At 47.9% G+C, this 15,559-nt stretch carries 12 protein-coding genes; 6 read left to right on the top strand and 6 right to left on the bottom strand.

Annotation, left to right across the window (positions count from 1 at the left end):
* Positions 1-531 precede the first annotated feature (531 nt).
* The 5 genes from BUQ98_RS06680 (at position 532) to BUQ98_RS06660 (ending at position 7,305) form a co-directional block, all read left to right on the top strand.
* Complete coding sequence (locus tag BUQ98_RS06680) at positions 532-2,145, top strand: BCCT family transporter (RefSeq protein ID WP_217693641.1); 1,614 nt, start codon at positions 532-534, stop codon at positions 2,143-2,145.
* Between the two features lie 392 nt (positions 2,146-2,537).
* On the top strand, positions 2,538-4,175 hold the full coding sequence (locus BUQ98_RS06675) for a BCCT family transporter (protein ID WP_074213062.1): 1,638 nt from the start codon (positions 2,538-2,540) through the stop codon (positions 4,173-4,175).
* Positions 4,176-4,335: 160 nt separating this feature from the next.
* The gene (locus tag BUQ98_RS06670; protein WP_074213061.1) at positions 4,336-6,213 is read left to right on the top strand and encodes a DUF294 nucleotidyltransferase-like domain-containing protein; all 1,878 of its coding nucleotides are present in this window, start codon (positions 4,336-4,338) and stop codon (positions 6,211-6,213) included.
* Positions 6,214-6,222: 9 nt separating this feature from the next.
* Positions 6,223-6,954 carry a 3'-5' exonuclease gene (locus BUQ98_RS06665; RefSeq protein ID WP_074213060.1) on the top strand — a complete coding sequence of 244 codons (732 nt, stop codon included), beginning with the start codon at positions 6,223-6,225 and terminating at the stop codon, positions 6,952-6,954.
* A gap of 147 nt (positions 6,955-7,101) precedes the next feature.
* The gene (locus BUQ98_RS06660; RefSeq protein WP_074213059.1) at positions 7,102-7,305 is read left to right on the top strand and encodes a hypothetical protein; all 204 of its coding nucleotides are present in this window, start codon (positions 7,102-7,104) and stop codon (positions 7,303-7,305) included.
* A gap of 103 nt (positions 7,306-7,408) precedes the next feature.
* Here BUQ98_RS06660 and BUQ98_RS06655 read toward each other — a convergent pair whose 3' ends face one another.
* The 6 genes from BUQ98_RS06655 to dinG all read right to left on the bottom strand — a co-directional run bounded on the left by BUQ98_RS06655 (position 7,409) and on the right by dinG (position 14,022).
* Positions 7,409-8,839 (bottom strand): alanine/glycine:cation symporter family protein, encoded by a 1,431-nt coding sequence (locus tag BUQ98_RS06655; protein ID WP_074213058.1) that lies wholly within the window; start codon positions 8,837-8,839, stop codon positions 7,409-7,411.
* A gap of 596 nt (positions 8,840-9,435) precedes the next feature.
* Positions 9,436-9,606, bottom strand: coding sequence for a pleiotropic regulatory protein RsmS (rsmS, locus tag BUQ98_RS06650; RefSeq protein ID WP_074213057.1), 171 nt, complete (start codon positions 9,604-9,606; stop codon positions 9,436-9,438).
* Positions 9,603-10,529, bottom strand: coding sequence for a histone deacetylase family protein (locus tag BUQ98_RS06645; RefSeq protein WP_074213056.1), 927 nt, complete (start codon positions 10,527-10,529; stop codon positions 9,603-9,605). Before BUQ98_RS06645 ends, rsmS begins: the two co-directional genes overlap by 4 nt.
* A 36-nt stretch (positions 10,530-10,565) precedes the next feature.
* Positions 10,566-11,117 carry a primosomal replication protein gene (locus tag BUQ98_RS06640; RefSeq protein ID WP_254813884.1) on the bottom strand — a complete coding sequence of 184 codons (552 nt, stop codon included), beginning with the start codon at positions 11,115-11,117 and terminating at the stop codon, positions 10,566-10,568.
* A gap of 44 nt (positions 11,118-11,161) precedes the next feature.
* Positions 11,162-11,935 (bottom strand): sulfite exporter TauE/SafE family protein, encoded by a 774-nt coding sequence (locus BUQ98_RS06635; protein WP_074213055.1) that lies wholly within the window; start codon positions 11,933-11,935, stop codon positions 11,162-11,164.
* 14 nt (positions 11,936-11,949) lie between these two features.
* Entirely contained in the window at positions 11,950-14,022 is a 2,073-nt protein-coding gene (gene dinG, locus BUQ98_RS06630; RefSeq protein WP_074213054.1) for an ATP-dependent DNA helicase DinG, read from the bottom strand.
* A gap of 538 nt (positions 14,023-14,560) precedes the next feature.
* Here dinG and BUQ98_RS06625 point away from each other — a divergent pair.
* Entirely contained in the window at positions 14,561-15,529 is a 969-nt protein-coding gene (locus tag BUQ98_RS06625) for a porin (protein WP_074213053.1), read from the top strand.
* The last annotated feature ends 30 nt before the right edge of the window (positions 15,530-15,559 follow it).

Here is a 15,559-nt window from a genome sequence, read left to right as displayed (position 1 = left end):
TGTTTTCATTTTGTTGCATTTGTGTCGGTATTGCTACGTCGTTTGTGGTGGCGTTTGAATATTGCGTGACGGTTTAGGTGGAAGGATAATTGCCTGTCTATTTAACTTAACAATGGGTGCGTTGAGACATACATCAAAAGTCTCTGTCGAAAAGAGGCTATTTTTTATGCACAACATCAGGAAATACAGCTATGATTTCTAAGATCTCATTGTTGTGTCAATTTCCTTAATGACACGATTGTTTATTGTTCTGAAATAAAGAGTTCAAATGACTTGTTAAGCCAGTAGGGACGGGGCAATGAGGGATGTTTTTTCTTAGTTGCTGGTCACAAAATAAACATTTGGTTAGGGGCCTAATTAAATTTTTTTAGAGATGTGTTAATATTATCGATTGTGTGGTGAGCGCTGGTCTTTTATTGATGTTAAAGATGGCTTGAATATCAATAAATAATGAGTCCACCACCAACACTCACAGGCTTCCGAATAAACGGACTAAGGAGTTAACTCGTGAGCGATAAAAGCCATGAAGATATGATGACACCAGATGGGAAGGTTAACCCGATCGATACTGATTACCAGGTCGGTCAGGATAACGTAGCGCTAAAACTCGGCCCGTTTGGTTTTGATATTCACAACCGAGTATTTATGATTTCAGGGCTGGCCATTATGGCCTTCATTTTTGTCACCCTGGCGTTTCAAAACCAGATTGGCCCTGTTTTTGGTGACCTACGTGGATGGCTCACTTCAAACCTAGACTGGTTCTTCCTTTCTGCGGGTAATATTTTTGTCGTTGCCTGTCTTGTTTTGATTGTGTCCCCACTTGGTAAAGTACGACTCGGTGGTACTGAGGCAAAACCGGATTATAGCTATGGCGCGTGGTTTGCGATGCTGTTTGCTGCCGGTATGGGTATTGGTTTGATGTTCTACGGTGTGTCAGAACCACTGACGCATTTTCAAACCGCATTAGGAGGGACAGCAACAGGTCCCGATGGCCTTCGTACAGACTGGGCGCCTCTGGGTGCTGCAGTAGGTGACGCTGAAGCCGCACGTCGTTTGGGTATGTCAGCCACTATTTTCCATTGGGGTTTACATCCTTGGGCAATTTATGCGGTATTGGCGTTGGGCTTAGCCTTATTTGCGTATAATAAAGGCTTACCACTCACTATGCGTTCGGTGTTTTACCCACTATTTGGTGAGCGCGTTTGGGGTTGGACGGGTCACGTGATTGATATTCTCGCAATCATTGCCACCTTGTTCGGTCTCGCTACCTCTCTGGGGCTAGGTGCATCACAGGCATCAGCAGGTCTTCACTATCTGTTTGATACGCCGTTAGGCGATACCACCGAAGTACTTCTGGTCATGGGGATTACCGGTATGGCGATCCTGTCAGTCGTTGCTGGTGTGGATAAAGGGGTTAAGCGCCTATCCGAAATCAACATGTTCCTCGCACTATTACTGCTCATTTTCGTGATTGCAGTAGGCCCGACGATTGCGATTCTTACGGGCTTCTTTGGTAACCTAGGGGCATATCTACAAAACCTACCAGCACTATCGATGCCATTTGGCCGTGAAGATGCGAACTTTACCCAGGGCTGGACATCGTTCTATTGGGCGTGGTGGATTTCTTGGTCCCCATTTGTTGGTATGTTTATTGCGCGTGTTTCACGCGGACGTACCGTGCGTGAGTTTATCACCTGTGTCTTGATCATTCCTTCAGCTGCTTGTGTGTTGTGGATGACAGCATTCGGTGGTACCGCCATTGGCCAGTTTGTTAACGAAGGTTACACATCGGTCGTAGATGCAGAGCTCTCGCTGAAACTGTTTGCGATGCTCGATGATTTGCCATTAGCTGAAATTACGTCATTCATTGGCATCATGCTTGTTATCGTTTTCTTCGTGACCTCTTCTGACTCAGGGTCACTGGTTATCGATACCATTTCTGCAGGCGGTAAAGTGAATGTGCCTGTACCACAGCGTGTGTTCTGGGCTTCGTTTGAGGGCTTGGTTGCCGTTGCACTGATCCTTGGTGGTGGCTTGGTAGCACTGCAAGCGATGGCAGTCTCAACAGGCTTCCCGTTCACGATAGTACTATTGGTTGCGACCGTATCCTTGTTTAAAGGCCTCGCGTCAGAACCTCGTGGTTAATTGAGATAAGATGATACGAACGTATTAACTGTTCGTTAATCCAAAAAGGCAGCTTTTGTAGCTGCCTTTTTTTATCCCCAACTTTAAGTATTCCCTTCCTTTTTTTATCTCTTCTTTATTCGCGGTGTGTATTGCCCACCAATACTACGAATAAATGTGTGGTTAGCGCATTCAATAACCACCGTGAGGGCAACTGGACTGAAAGAGTGGTTGCAAACTAACCAAGCTCTTCGAGGCCTAATTAAACAGAGATTGCGCTGTGGTATCCTTGCTGATGATGTTGTCATTGCCACCCTTTTTGGTATTTAACTCTTGCTTAAATATCAAGCACTTTAGGCAGTGTCGACCAATACTCACAGGCTTCCGACTAGACGGACTAAGGAGTTAAACGCGTGAGCGATAAAAGCCATGAAGATATGATGACACCAGACGGACAAGTAAATCCGATCGACACTGATTATCAGGTCGGGCAGGATAACGTTGCCCTTAAACTCGGGCCGTTTGGTTTTGATATTCACAACCGAGTATTTATGGTCTCAGGGCTGGCAATTATGGCCTTCGTTTTTGTGACCTTAGCCTTTCAAAACCAAATGAGCCCTATTTTTGGTGATATGCGTGCTTGGTTGACAGCGAACCTAGATTGGTTCTTTCTCTCTGCAGGTAATGTGTTTGTTATCGCTTGCTTGATATTGATTTTCTCGCCATTAGGTAAGGTACGGCTCGGGGGGACAGAAGCGACCCCGGATTACGGTTATAGTGGTTGGTTTGCGATGCTTTTTGCTGCCGGCATGGGCATAGGTTTGATGTTCTACGGCGTCTCAGAGCCGTTGACACACTTTCAAACTGCCTTAGAGGGGACGGTTGGCGCTGATAGCATGCGTACTGATTGGGCGCCATTAGGGGCTGCAGCCGGTGATACAGAAGCGGCTCGGCGCCTGGGCATGTCGGCAACCATTTTTCATTGGGGCCTACATCCATGGGCAATTTACGCGGTATTGGCATTGGGCTTAGCCTTGTTTGCTTATAACAAAGGTCTACCATTGACAATTCGCTCCGTGTTTTATCCTCTATTTGGTGAGCGCGTTTGGGGATGGACAGGTCATGTGATCGATGTTCTGGCGATTGTTGCAACCCTTTTCGGCCTGGCCACGTCACTGGGTATTGGCGCGTCGCAAGCGTCGGGTGGTTTGCATTATTTATTCGATACGCCACTTGGAAATACAACCGAAGTGCTGCTCGTCATTGGGATTACCGCGATGGCGATCTTTTCCGTGGTTGCGGGTGTTGACAAAGGGGTCAAGCGCTTGTCGGAGATTAACTTGGGATTAGCATTCTTATTGCTGATCTTTGTAATCGCGGTGGGTCCTACGGTCGCTATTTTGACAGGCTTTTTTGGTAATCTCGGTGCTTACCTTCAAAACCTGCCTGCGCTAGCAATGCCATTCGGCCGTGAAGATGCCAACTTTACTCAAGGTTGGACCTCGTTCTATTGGGCATGGTGGATTTCTTGGTCCCCATTCGTTGGCATGTTCATTGCGCGTGTCTCGCGCGGTCGCACGGTGCGTGAATTCATTACTTGTGTCTTATTAATCCCATCGGCAGCGAGTGTGTTGTGGATGACATCCTTCGGTGGTACAGCGATTAATCAGTTTGTTAATGAAGGATACACCGCGGTGGTGGATGCTGAATTATCATTGACGCTGTTTGCGATGTTGGAAGGCTTGCCCTTTGCTGACATCACGTCGTTTATTGGTATTATTTTGGTGATCGTCTTCTTTGTCACCTCATCGGATTCAGGCTCTTTAGTTCTCGATACGATTTCTGCCGGTGGTAAAATGAATGTCCCTGTTTCCCAGCGCGTTTTCTGGGCGGTGTTCGAGGGCTTGGTTGCGGTTGCGCTTATCCTAGGAGGTGGGCTCGTGGCCCTGCAGGCAATGGCGGTCTCGACAGGCTTTCCATTTGCGGTGGTACTGCTTGTCGCGACGGTATCGCTGTTCAAGGGGCTCGCCTCTGAGCCTCGTGCGAAATAATAAAGATGTGTGCTAACTGCTTGATTGTTAGCTAAGATAGAAAAGGCAGGCCTATGGGGCTGCCTTTTTTTATAGCATGGGGCAGGCGCATTGCGTTGCTGCCACGGAGTGACACGTGGCATTAACTCCATGAATAATATCGCAGGTTTAGGTGAGCGCTATGGAAGCTGAACAAATTGAAATTGCTACATTCCTTGCACAGTACGCCCCATTTAATTCAATGCCAGAAGACGTGGTGGCTGACGTCGCGACCAGCATTGAAATTAGCTACTTCCGTGCGGGGACCGATATCTTTGCTTACGGCGATGAGATTCACGACTTAGCGATCTTGCGTAGCGGGGCCGTGGAGCTCTTCCGCCGTAATGGCACCTTGTATAATCGCATTTCTGAAGGTGACATTTTTGGCCAAATGGGCCTTTTAATGAATAACCGGGTGCGGATGCCAGCCAAAGCAATTGAAGACACCTTGATTTATTTTATTCCAGAAGCCACGTTTAATCGCTTGTTTGATGACTTTGAGTACTTTGCTGATTTTGTTGAAGTTGAAGACCGAACACGATTACGGCAAGCGGTATCTAGCCATAATGAAGCCAACGACTTAACCACTTCTAAGGTTAAAAAGCTGATTATTCGTGATCCAGTGATGATTGCGAGTACAGACTCGGTGCAATATGCCGCCCAGATTATGTCACAAGAAACGGTGTCTTCCATTTTGGTGATGGGAGATGAGCCTGACCCAGATACCGGCTTTAAGCCTGTTTTGGGGATTATTACCGATCGAGATTTACGTAATCGTGTGCTGGCAGAAGGGCTGCCTTATGAAACACAGGTTCAGGAGATCATGTCGCCTCAATTAATAACCTTGGATCACAATGCTTATATTTTCGAGGCAATGTTAACCATTCTACGTTCTAATCTGCACCACGTACCGGTGATTCAGCATGGCAAACCGATTGGCGTCGTTGCCTTATCCGATATTGCCCGTTATGAGTCACAAAACAGTTTGTTCTTAGTCGCGAGTATCTTCCGTCAGCAATCAGTTGACGACTTGGTGATCTTGTCACAGCAGGTAAAAGATTGCTTTGTGCGTATGGTTAATGAAGATGCTAATTCACATATGATTGGTTCGGCTTTATCGGTGATTGGACGTAGCTTTAAGCAACGATTGTTGGAACTTGCCGAAGAGGAACTAGGCGAGCCGCCGGTACCTTATTGCTTTCTCGCCATGGGCTCAATGGCACGAGATGAACAGCTGATTGTCACCGACCAAGATAACGCGATCATTTTGGATGACAACTATGATCACCGCCAACACAATACTTATTTTGAAGCGCTTTCCAAGCGGGTCTCAGACGGTTTAAATGCGTGTGGCTATACCTATTGCACCGGCAATATTATGGCAACCAACCCCGAGTGGCGTAAAACGTTAAAAGAGTGGGAGCAGTGCTTTGCCGATTGGATTGATCATCCTAGCCCGCGCTCATTACTCGACAGTAATATTTTCTTCGACTTAGATGGTGTGCATGGCCGCACTAACTGGGCCGAGCAGCTTAAAGCTTTCGTGGGTCGTCGCGCGCGTCGAAATAATCGTTTTTTGGCGTCGATGGCACGTAATGCTTTGAACCGGACACCACCACTCGGTTTCTTTAAAGATTTTGTGATGGAGCAAGACGGTCGCCATAATAATTCGATTAACTTAAAACGTCGTGGTACCGCACCCTTAGCCGACTTGATACGTGTGCACGCTTTGGCGACGGATTCGCGTTCACAAAACTCTTTCGAACGTTTGGACGATATTATCGAAGCAGGGATCTTACCTAAAGGTCGAGGCCCTGACTTGCGTGATGCGATGGAGTTTATTTCTATGGTCAGGATCCGTCATCAAGCATTGGATATTGAAGCGGGCCGTGAACCTGACAATAACATTGAGCCTGAAAACTTGTCTGATTTCGAGCGTCGGAATCTCAAGGATGCTTTTCAGATATTAAGTAACGCGCAGAAGTTCTTGAAATTCCGCTATCAGCCTAATCGGTCTTAAGGGGAGGGTATGCTTCATTTCGATTTGAGGAAAAAAGAGGATGCCGACTACGTTGACTGGCGTGCCATGTTGGAAACCAAGCGGGAGACCGTGCAACATGAGACGTTACAAGCGTTTTATCAACAGGGCTGGATATCGCCCGATACACCTGTCTCGCAAGTGTCCTTTGTGGCATTGGATTTTGAAACCACAGGGCTTGATAGTCAGCAAGATGCGATTGTGAGTATCGGCTTAGTTCCTTTTACGCTAAACCGTATTCGTTGCCAAAATGCGCATCACTGGATTGTAAATCCCAATCGACCGCTCGCGGAATCGTCGATCGTGATCCATGGGATCACCCACTCTGATATTGTTAATGCGCCTGACTTTTCTCATGTGATTGAGCCATTACTCAGTGCGTTGGCAGGTTCAGTGGTGGTAGTGCATTATCGACGTATTGAACGAGAGTTTTTAGATCGTGCAATAAAACAGCGCTTAGGAGAGGGGATTATTTTTCCAATGGTGGATACCATGGAGCTAGAAGCGCGAAAACACCGAACCGGCAAGCGAAGCTTTATGGATTGGGTCGTTCGTCGTCCTCCAGAATCGATTCGACTCGCAGATAGTCGATATCGTTATCATTTGCCTTTTTACCAAAGCCACCATGCGCTCACCGATGCCATAGCAACCGCCGAGTTGCTACAAGCACAGATCGCGTACGACTTTTCACCCGATACACCCATTAGTGAGTTATGGCGTTAAGATTATCTCCTTTCGTGCTGCCGAGTACGTGCGCACCCGAAAAAAGAAACCAGTACTGAACCCTTCCTGCACGGTTTCCGTAGTGGCCAATGAGGCGTATAATTTTATGTGCCACAAAGCCAGTGACGGAAAGTAAGAGGAACATAAATGACATTTATCCATGCAATTGAAGGCCTAGTGTTTGGTCTTGGGGTACTGTTGTTGTCATCGTCGATTGGTTTTGCCTATTGGGGGCTCACCCTCAAGCCAGAAGAAGCAGAAGATATGACGGCACGTAAAATCGAGTTGGGTTTTTATGCCGGCGCTTGTTTGGTTTTTACTGTCTTGATCGGATATTGGCTCAGCCGATAAAGCCGTAGCACCAATCAACGCGCTAAGCGGAAATGACCGAATAAAAAAACCACCGCATGCGGTGGTTTTTTTATTCAAACGTTTTGTTCTACGCAACGTGGTTTTACCAAGCGTCTTTATCGATCTGTTTATCCAGTTTCGGAAACTTAGTGCGATCAAACGTTGGTTTCTTGCCTGCGCGACGCTGGTCTTCATAGTCTTTCATCAGCGCGAAGGCGACGCCTGATAGTAACGCAATAGCGACCAAGTTGATCACCGCCATCATCCCCATCGATAAGTCAGCAAAGCTCCAAATCAACGGCAGATCCATCACTGCACCCATCAATACCATGGCAAGTACAGCAATACGGTATAATAAGATGGCTTTACGGCACTTAAAGATATACTCGATGTTCGATTCGCCATAGGAATAGTTGGCAATAATCGAGGTGAACGCGAAAAGTAGAATGGCGATTGCGATAAAGGCGGCACCCCAATCACCCACTTGGCTGACCAAGGCTTCTTGGGTAAGCGCAATCCCGGTTAGGCCGCTTTCTGGCTCGAGCATGCCTGACATTAAGATAATCGATGCGGTTGCGGTACAGATTACGATGGTATCAATAAAGACCCCCAACATCTGGACGTAGCCTTGTGCTGCAGGGTGGTTGGGCTTGGTCGTCGCGGTTGCTGCCGCATTCGGCGCGGACCCCATACCTGCTTCGTTTGAGAACAACCCTCGTTTGATACCATGCATCATGGCTTGTGCAATCGCGTAGCCCATCGCACCACCTGCGGCTTGTTCAAGGCCAAAGGCGCTTTTAACAATGCTGGAGAGCACGGCAGGGAGTTGCTCAATGTTCATCCCAACGACGACGAGCGCAACCAACAAGTAAGCTAGAGCCATAAAGGGCACAATGAGTTCAGCCACCCGGGCAACCGAGCGCATACCACCAAAAATGACCGGTGCGGTCACTAGAGCCAGACCAATGCCAACCGCTAAATCATTAAAACCAAACGCGGTATTCATTGCAGCGGCAATAGAATTGGACTGCACACCATTAAAGGCTAGGCCGAAGGCAATGATAAGGCAGAGCGCAAAGAGGATACCCAGCCAGCGTTGACCCAACCCTTTTTCAATGTAGTAAGCCGGGCCACCGCGATAAGTTTTATCGTTATGATTAACTTTATATGCTTGTGCTAGGGTTGACTCGACAAAGCTGGTTGCCATACCGACCAATGCCGTTAGCCACATCCAAAAAATCGCTCCCGGACCGCCTAAATAAAGGGCTACGGCCACCCCTGCCATATTGCCGGTACCCACACGGGCTGCGAGGCTTGTGCTAAAAGCTTGGAAAGACGAGATGCCGCCGGATGCACCATTTCGACTGTCCGCCATTAGTTTGAACATGTGGCCAAAGTTACGGAATTGAATGAAGCCAGACCGTACGGTGAAGTACAGACCCAAGCCAATCAAAAGGTAAATCAATACGCTACCCCAAAGGAGGCTGTTACCTGTATCGACTATGGACACAAATAGATTTTTAAGTAGTTCCATCATTAAACTCTGTTTTGTCTGTTGGGAGACGCCTTGCTCCGTAAAACGCGAACCTATCGTTCATCGTGAAGAAGCGAGGGTCGACAACCACTGTCCATGTGAGATCACTGCTGTCCGTGCAGGTGAGCAACGAGACACTCGATTTAGCCATGTATCGTGGCGTGATATAACGAGTGAACGCTGAGTCTGCAACAGCATTTTGAATCCATGCTCGGCTGTTGCCAGAGTGCGCCACTAGGGGTAATACCGATGTCTTAGCACATCGATACACTACGTGGAGCACGCCGGATAATACCGATATTTGTGAGACAAAACACTAGATGATTATTGATTTGGTGGTTTTTTGAACGGTGCTGGGCGTTAATAATAGCAGTAATAACTGTAAATGAAATGTAATGCTTTTCACCCTAATTACTTGATGTTAAAGCGGTCATATTTCGATTCTTCGAATAATATCACGCGATTGATGACGAATGATTAGATCTTTTTATCCTGAATAAAATGTGATCAAAGCCTCATCATAAAGTCGTTCGCATCACGCTATACAAAGGTATCTCGGCTTAAAAACTAGGCGTGTTTGGTCAGTTAGCCGGATGTTAGTCATTTTTTTTAGTGAGTAAATCCCGTTTGACGATCTCGAGAGCCGACAAGGCCGTGTCCGGATCAATATTGTGACTTTCGAGTAGATAGATAAGGTCAACCGCTAATTTGACGTCATCTGATGCATTTTCTAATCCAGTAGAGTGGGCAGAGTGGGGTTGTGTCATGACACCTCCAAGGGAGAAATAGTTGCAGGAAAGGCGTTGATCGCTGCTTGGATTAATTGCTCGTGCAAAGGCACTAAATGATGCTGATCATCGTGATACCCACCACCAATCACCGCAGCGACCGGAATATCGTTGTATGCGCAACGAGAGAGCACACCGACGTCACGCTGATAGATGCCGTTGGCCGATAATGACAAATAGCCAAGCGCATCATCTTGGTGCACGTCGACACCAGCGTCATAGATCACCATATCAGGACGATGCTGTGCGAGCGCGAGATCTAATAAAGGTAAAAAAGCGTCTAGATAATCTTGGTCCTGTGTGCCTTTAGGTAGCGGTAAATCCAAATCTGAGGGAGGCTTTCGTGATGGAAAGTTTTTCTCGCAATGGACAGAGAACGTCATAATATCCGGATGATTGGCGGCTAATGCAGCGGTACCATCACCATGATGAACATCACAGTCAATAATCATCACTTTGTCTACACCTGGCTGAGTGAGTGCATGGCGAGCCGCAATCATTAAATCATTAAACAGGCAAAACCCACTGCCAAAGTCATAATGAGCGTGGTGATAGCCACCGGTAAGGTGGATGGCAAAGCCTGAACGCAGCGCGTGATCCACCATTAATGTGGTGCCACCGAGCGACGTTAAGCTACGTGTTATCAGGGCTCGGCTCCAAGGGAAGCCTATCCGACGCATTTTCACTAAGGGCAAATGGCCTTCCAACAACTGACTGACATAATTCGGGTCATGGATCGCATCAATGACCTCTCGTGTTGCTGGTGCCGGCTGATGAAAGCGGACGGGGAGCGCCAAAGTTTGTAGGCGTTCAAATAAGAGCCGGTACTTTTGTAATGGATAGCGGTGCCCTTCGGGAAGAGGGAAGTCCGAGTACACGGGATGATAAATCAATGGCAGCACGTGTCTCTCCTTTTGTTTTATCTTAGGGTCGAAGCCCTACCTTTTTTCTCGATAACTGATCGTGGTTTCAATACGTTCACGCGCTTTTGTGCAGCGCATAAGACGCTGTTCCAAGGCGAGGACTTGCTTTTGATACTGTTGTCGCACCGCCGGGGTGGTCGCAATATCGAGGCTTGCATTTGCATCACGAAGTTTATCTGACAGGCGTCGCTCCCAGTCTTGGTGTTTAGCCAAATCTTGATAGAGCTCGGCGATAGACTGGCGTCGTGGCCCGCGTTTAGCCTGCTCTTGCTTACGCAACGGTTGTGTTGCCAGTTCACGCTGCAGGGCCGTGATTTGCGATAAGAGGGTCTCGCAAATATGGGTCGCGCGCGCATCGGTTAGCGTGCCTTGTTGATGATCGCGCTGCATGACCGCTAACAATCCTTGGGCTTCGTTTACACAGGGGGTGAGGAGCTTGCCTTTACAGTGAAAAAGGGTCGTGGCAAATAAAGGCGCATTGGCTTCCCCACGACGCCGGTCGACGTCTGCGGCTTGAATTGCCAGTTGCTCAAGGTGTTGGGACATAGCATCCATTTGCGCTTTCATCGTATGTCTCTCTCAGTGAAGCCAGGTGCTAAAAAGGCTTGGCATTAGAACCAAGCATCGACCGCAAGTTTACCCGCTAAAATCACGACAGCGGTGATAAAAACAGGGCGAATAAACTGGCTGCCAAAACGAATTGCCGAATGCGCACCAATAAATGCCCCGAGCATTAAGCACGCGCCCATGGTGAGACCGAGTGCCCAGTTCACGTGGCCCAAGAGTGCAAAAGCGACTAACGACGTAATATTACTGGTGAAGTTCATCGCCTTTGCCAGCCCTGAGGACAGTAAAATATTCATCCGATAGAGCGACATGGTGGAAACCGTCCAAAATGCACCGGTTCCCGGACCTGCCACCCCGTCGTAGAAGCCAAGTGATAAACCCTGACTCCATTGTTTTATTGGTAATTTCGGGCAGCAAGCAGGCAGCTGATTGTTATCTCCCTTTGGATGTGGGTGCCAGATGGTGTAAACGGCAGCGACTAATACCACGATCGGAATGGCTTTTTCTAACCACTCAGTACTTAACACGTCAACCAGCAAAGTGCCGGCCGTTGCGCCAATCAAGGTGCCCCAAAATGCATGTTGCCAAAACAAGGGCGAGAACAGGCGTTTCTTATAATAGGTGAAAGCCGCGGTGCTTGAGGCAAAGGTTGCGGCCAGCTTATTGGTACCCAGCGCGACATGCGGCGGGAGCCCAAGCGATAAGAGAGCAGGGACAGTCAGCATGCCACCGCCGCCGGCTACCGCATCGATAAACCCAGCGACAAAAGCAGTGAGCCCCAGTATAACTAAGGTAGAGAGGTCAATCAGTTCCAGCATGTTAACTCGTTAGTTTAAGGTTCGATCACGCGCTTAAAGGGCGGCAGCGAGTCGAGTAAGGATTGGCCATATCTACGGGTGATAATGCGCCGGTCAAGGAGCACTACTTTACCAGAATCCTCCTCTTTGCGCAGTAGACGACCCACTGATTGTACGAGCTTTTTACTTGCCTCTGGCACGGCAATTTGTAAAAACGGGTTGCCACCACAGCGCTCAATATATTCGGCGTGCGCTTCTTCCACCGGGGACGTCGGCACAGCGAAGGGGATTTTGGTAATAATAAGGTTCGTCAATAAGTTACCGGGTAAGTCTAACCCTTCCGAAAAACTACCGGTACCAAAAATAATACTGGTTTTATCTTTACTCACGGCTTTCTGATGGGCGTCTAGCAGCGCGGTGCGTGATTGGTTCCCTTGGCAGAGGAGTTGCCAGCCCCGTTGCTTGCAAGTGCTTTCTATCGCTTGTGTCACTTGCTTCATTTGCCAATAAGAAGCGAAGAGCACCAAAGAGGCACGTTCGCCTTCCAGGTGTTCGAGTATTTTATCGCTGAGCGCACCAGTAAAGGCACTGGCTTGGGGCTCACAAGGCATAGTGGGGATCACCAAGCGCGCTTTATTGGCGTAATCAAACGGTGAGGGCAAGGCTAAATAACGCGAGCCGTCTGTTTCGCTCAAGCCAACTTGACGGCAGAAATAGCTGAACCGGTTGAGGGCACGCAAGGTGGCGGAGAACAGACCGACGCCCGCTGCACGCGACCAAAGCATTTGGTCTAAGCGCCAACCCACTTCTAAGGGGGACACATGGACCCAAAGATCCCCTTCACGCTCTCGACACGCTTGTACCCAGCGTGCCAAGGGAGCCCCTTTATCCGAATTGGGTTGGGCCATTAAGCTCCACACTTTCTCAAGGTTTTCTAATCGTTGCAGGAAAAAGGCGGTTTCAGCGAGGGCTGGATCGGCCAGTTTTGCCGAAATGTCATTTTCTTTCAGACGCTCATTGATCAAATCATGGAGCTTGCCTAATGCTTGATGCGCTTTTTTGCTCGCGGCTTTTAACTGCTCACTGGGTGAGATAAGTGTATCGGGAAGTTCGCCACCGGCAAAACGGTAGCAACCATCATCGTTGAGCGGTAGTTGACTGAGCAGTTGTTTAACCTCGCGTAACCCTGGGATCAGGGTTTGTATCGCCTCGAGTAAGCTGTCAACAAAGCGGTGCGCACGTTTGATATCCGCAGTGTTCCCGAGTTTAGTGGCGGCTTGGTTGAGTTTTTCTAACCAACCAATGACACCGAGTAAGCTGGCACTGGCCGCAGAAAAATCGCGCGCGACGGTGGGCAAGTGATGCGCCTCGTCAATCATATACAGGCACTGTTCTGGCTCGGGCAAGATAACACCGCCCCCTAGCTCTAAATCGGCTAACAGCAGACTATGGTTCACGACCACCACATCCGCTTTATCCATCGCTTCGCGCGCTTTGGCAAATGGGCAACCGCGGTGGGCGGGCAAACCGGCATGACAAGTGTGCTTATCAGAGGCGATTGCCTGCCAAAGGTGATCGGCAATGGGCTTTGGCCAGCTGTCGCGGTCGCCATCCCATTTGCCACGGCTGAGTGCCGCGTAGAGATCATTCAATAATAATTGCTCGCTACGCTTGGGTTTTTGGGTGAATAGCGCCCCTTGAATACTTTCCGTGTCCGCCACCGCGCTTAGTTTATGCGCACAGCAATAGCGTTGGCGTCCCTTGGCCAAGATAAAATCAAACGGTTTGGGGCAGATGCGATGAAAAAACGGAATGTCTTTATTGGCAAGCTGCTCTTGCAACGCCACCGTCGCGGTGGAAATGACCACTTTTTTATTGTTGTTGAGTGCAAATGGGATCGCGCCCATGAGGTAGGCCATTGACTTGCCGACCCCAGTGCCTGCCTCTGCCACTAATAGGCGGCGTTTAGGGTCATAATCACCTGCCAGAGTTTTCGCCAGCTCGGCCACTAAATAGTTTTGAGCTTTACGCGGAATAAAGTGGGGAAGTTGATCTTGTAGCGTTTGGTAGCACGCGCGAATGTCTGATTTTACGGCAGGGCTGAGCATCAACAGGTCCGATTTGCAAAGGTTGATGCGCAGTATAACACGGGTCAAAAACGTGAAAACGATCTCGAAATGTAAGTTTTCCTTACAGATATGAGACCTTGGTCACGAATTTAATTTGAACCATTCTTCGCTATCTTGCTGATCTGCCGTTTGATTAACAAAACGCCTGATTTAAGCTATTGATTAGTTTTTTATCCTGTTAATTGTATTTTAAACAATAAACTTTAGTGTTTTATTCTTCTGGTGTTTGTTGTTTATTTTCATCAAAAAGGATGGTTTGGGTGAATTAAACTGTGATCTTAGTTCATTAAATATTGCTATATTGTTGTTTTTAAGGTTTTTTTGTCTAGATTGTAATGCGCTTCCAGCGAGTTGACAGAAACACAAATGTTCTGCACGATTAGCGTCGAAGTTTCAGTGAACTGGCATTTTGTTCTTCGCAGCGTTTTTGCTGCTGGTAATAGAGTGACAGTCACCATAAAACAGAGTTCCAAGAAGGAACTCATAATGACTAAATAGAAAAGGCAGTGGATTAACCATGAAAAAGACTATTCTAGCAATGGCAGTACCAGCTCTGCTGGCTGCTGGCTCAGCATCAGCAAGCATCAACCTGTATGACGCAGAAGGCGTTAAAGTAGACGCGTCAGGTGCAGCTGAAGTTCAGTACATCCAAGACATCGGCAACAACCAAGACGGCAAGTGGCGTCTAGATGACGGTGACTTTGCTATCAACACTGAAGTTGCCGTTTCAGACAAGCTTTCTGTAATCGGCGCAATGGCGTTCGAATTTGAAAATTTAAAAGCAGATAGTAATGACTTAGAAAACCGCGGTGATGTTGAAAACGACGAACTCTATGTTGGTTTTAAAGGTGATTGGGGTCAGTTCACTGCAGGTCGTCAGTACCTATTGATGGACGATTCTGGTATCACTAAAGATTACGAGTTGTCAGTAAATAGTTTTGGTGTAGATATCAACCAAGCCGCTCAAGTTGGTAAGTACGTTTATGATAACGGTTCTTTTTACGGTGCAGTGACTTACACTGACTACAGTGAAGGTGATGACACTACTGACGATCAAACTATCTACGAAGGCCGTTTAGGCTATCGTATTGCTGACGTAGATGCACGTGTTTACTATCAGTTGGCTGAAGACTTGGGCCGTGTGTCTGATGCAGATACTGAAGCTTATAACTTCGAAATCGAATACGCAGGTATCGAGAATGTAGGAATTGCAGCATCGTATGGTCGTACCACTGATAAAACTGGTGCTACTGACGTAGATACAGACTATGTATCACTCGCCGCTGATTACACAATGGGCAAAACCACCTTTGGTGTTGGCTACGACAACCAAGACGCAGATGGTACTTCTACAGATCTTAATGGTTACTACGCTAACGTGACTTATGCTCTGCACAGTAACGCACACGTTTACGCAGAACTTGGCGACAGCGACGGTGATGAACAAGACTTCGGCTACGTAGCAGGCATGGAAGTTAAGTTCTAATTGAACTTATACTATCACTGTTAAATGTAG

This window comes from Salinivibrio sp. ES.052, from assembly GCF_900141775.1.
Lineage (GTDB): Bacteria > Pseudomonadota > Gammaproteobacteria > Enterobacterales > Vibrionaceae > Salinivibrio.
Note: the sequence above shows the minus strand (reverse complement) of the source record. Positions and strands in the feature narration are given on the sequence as shown.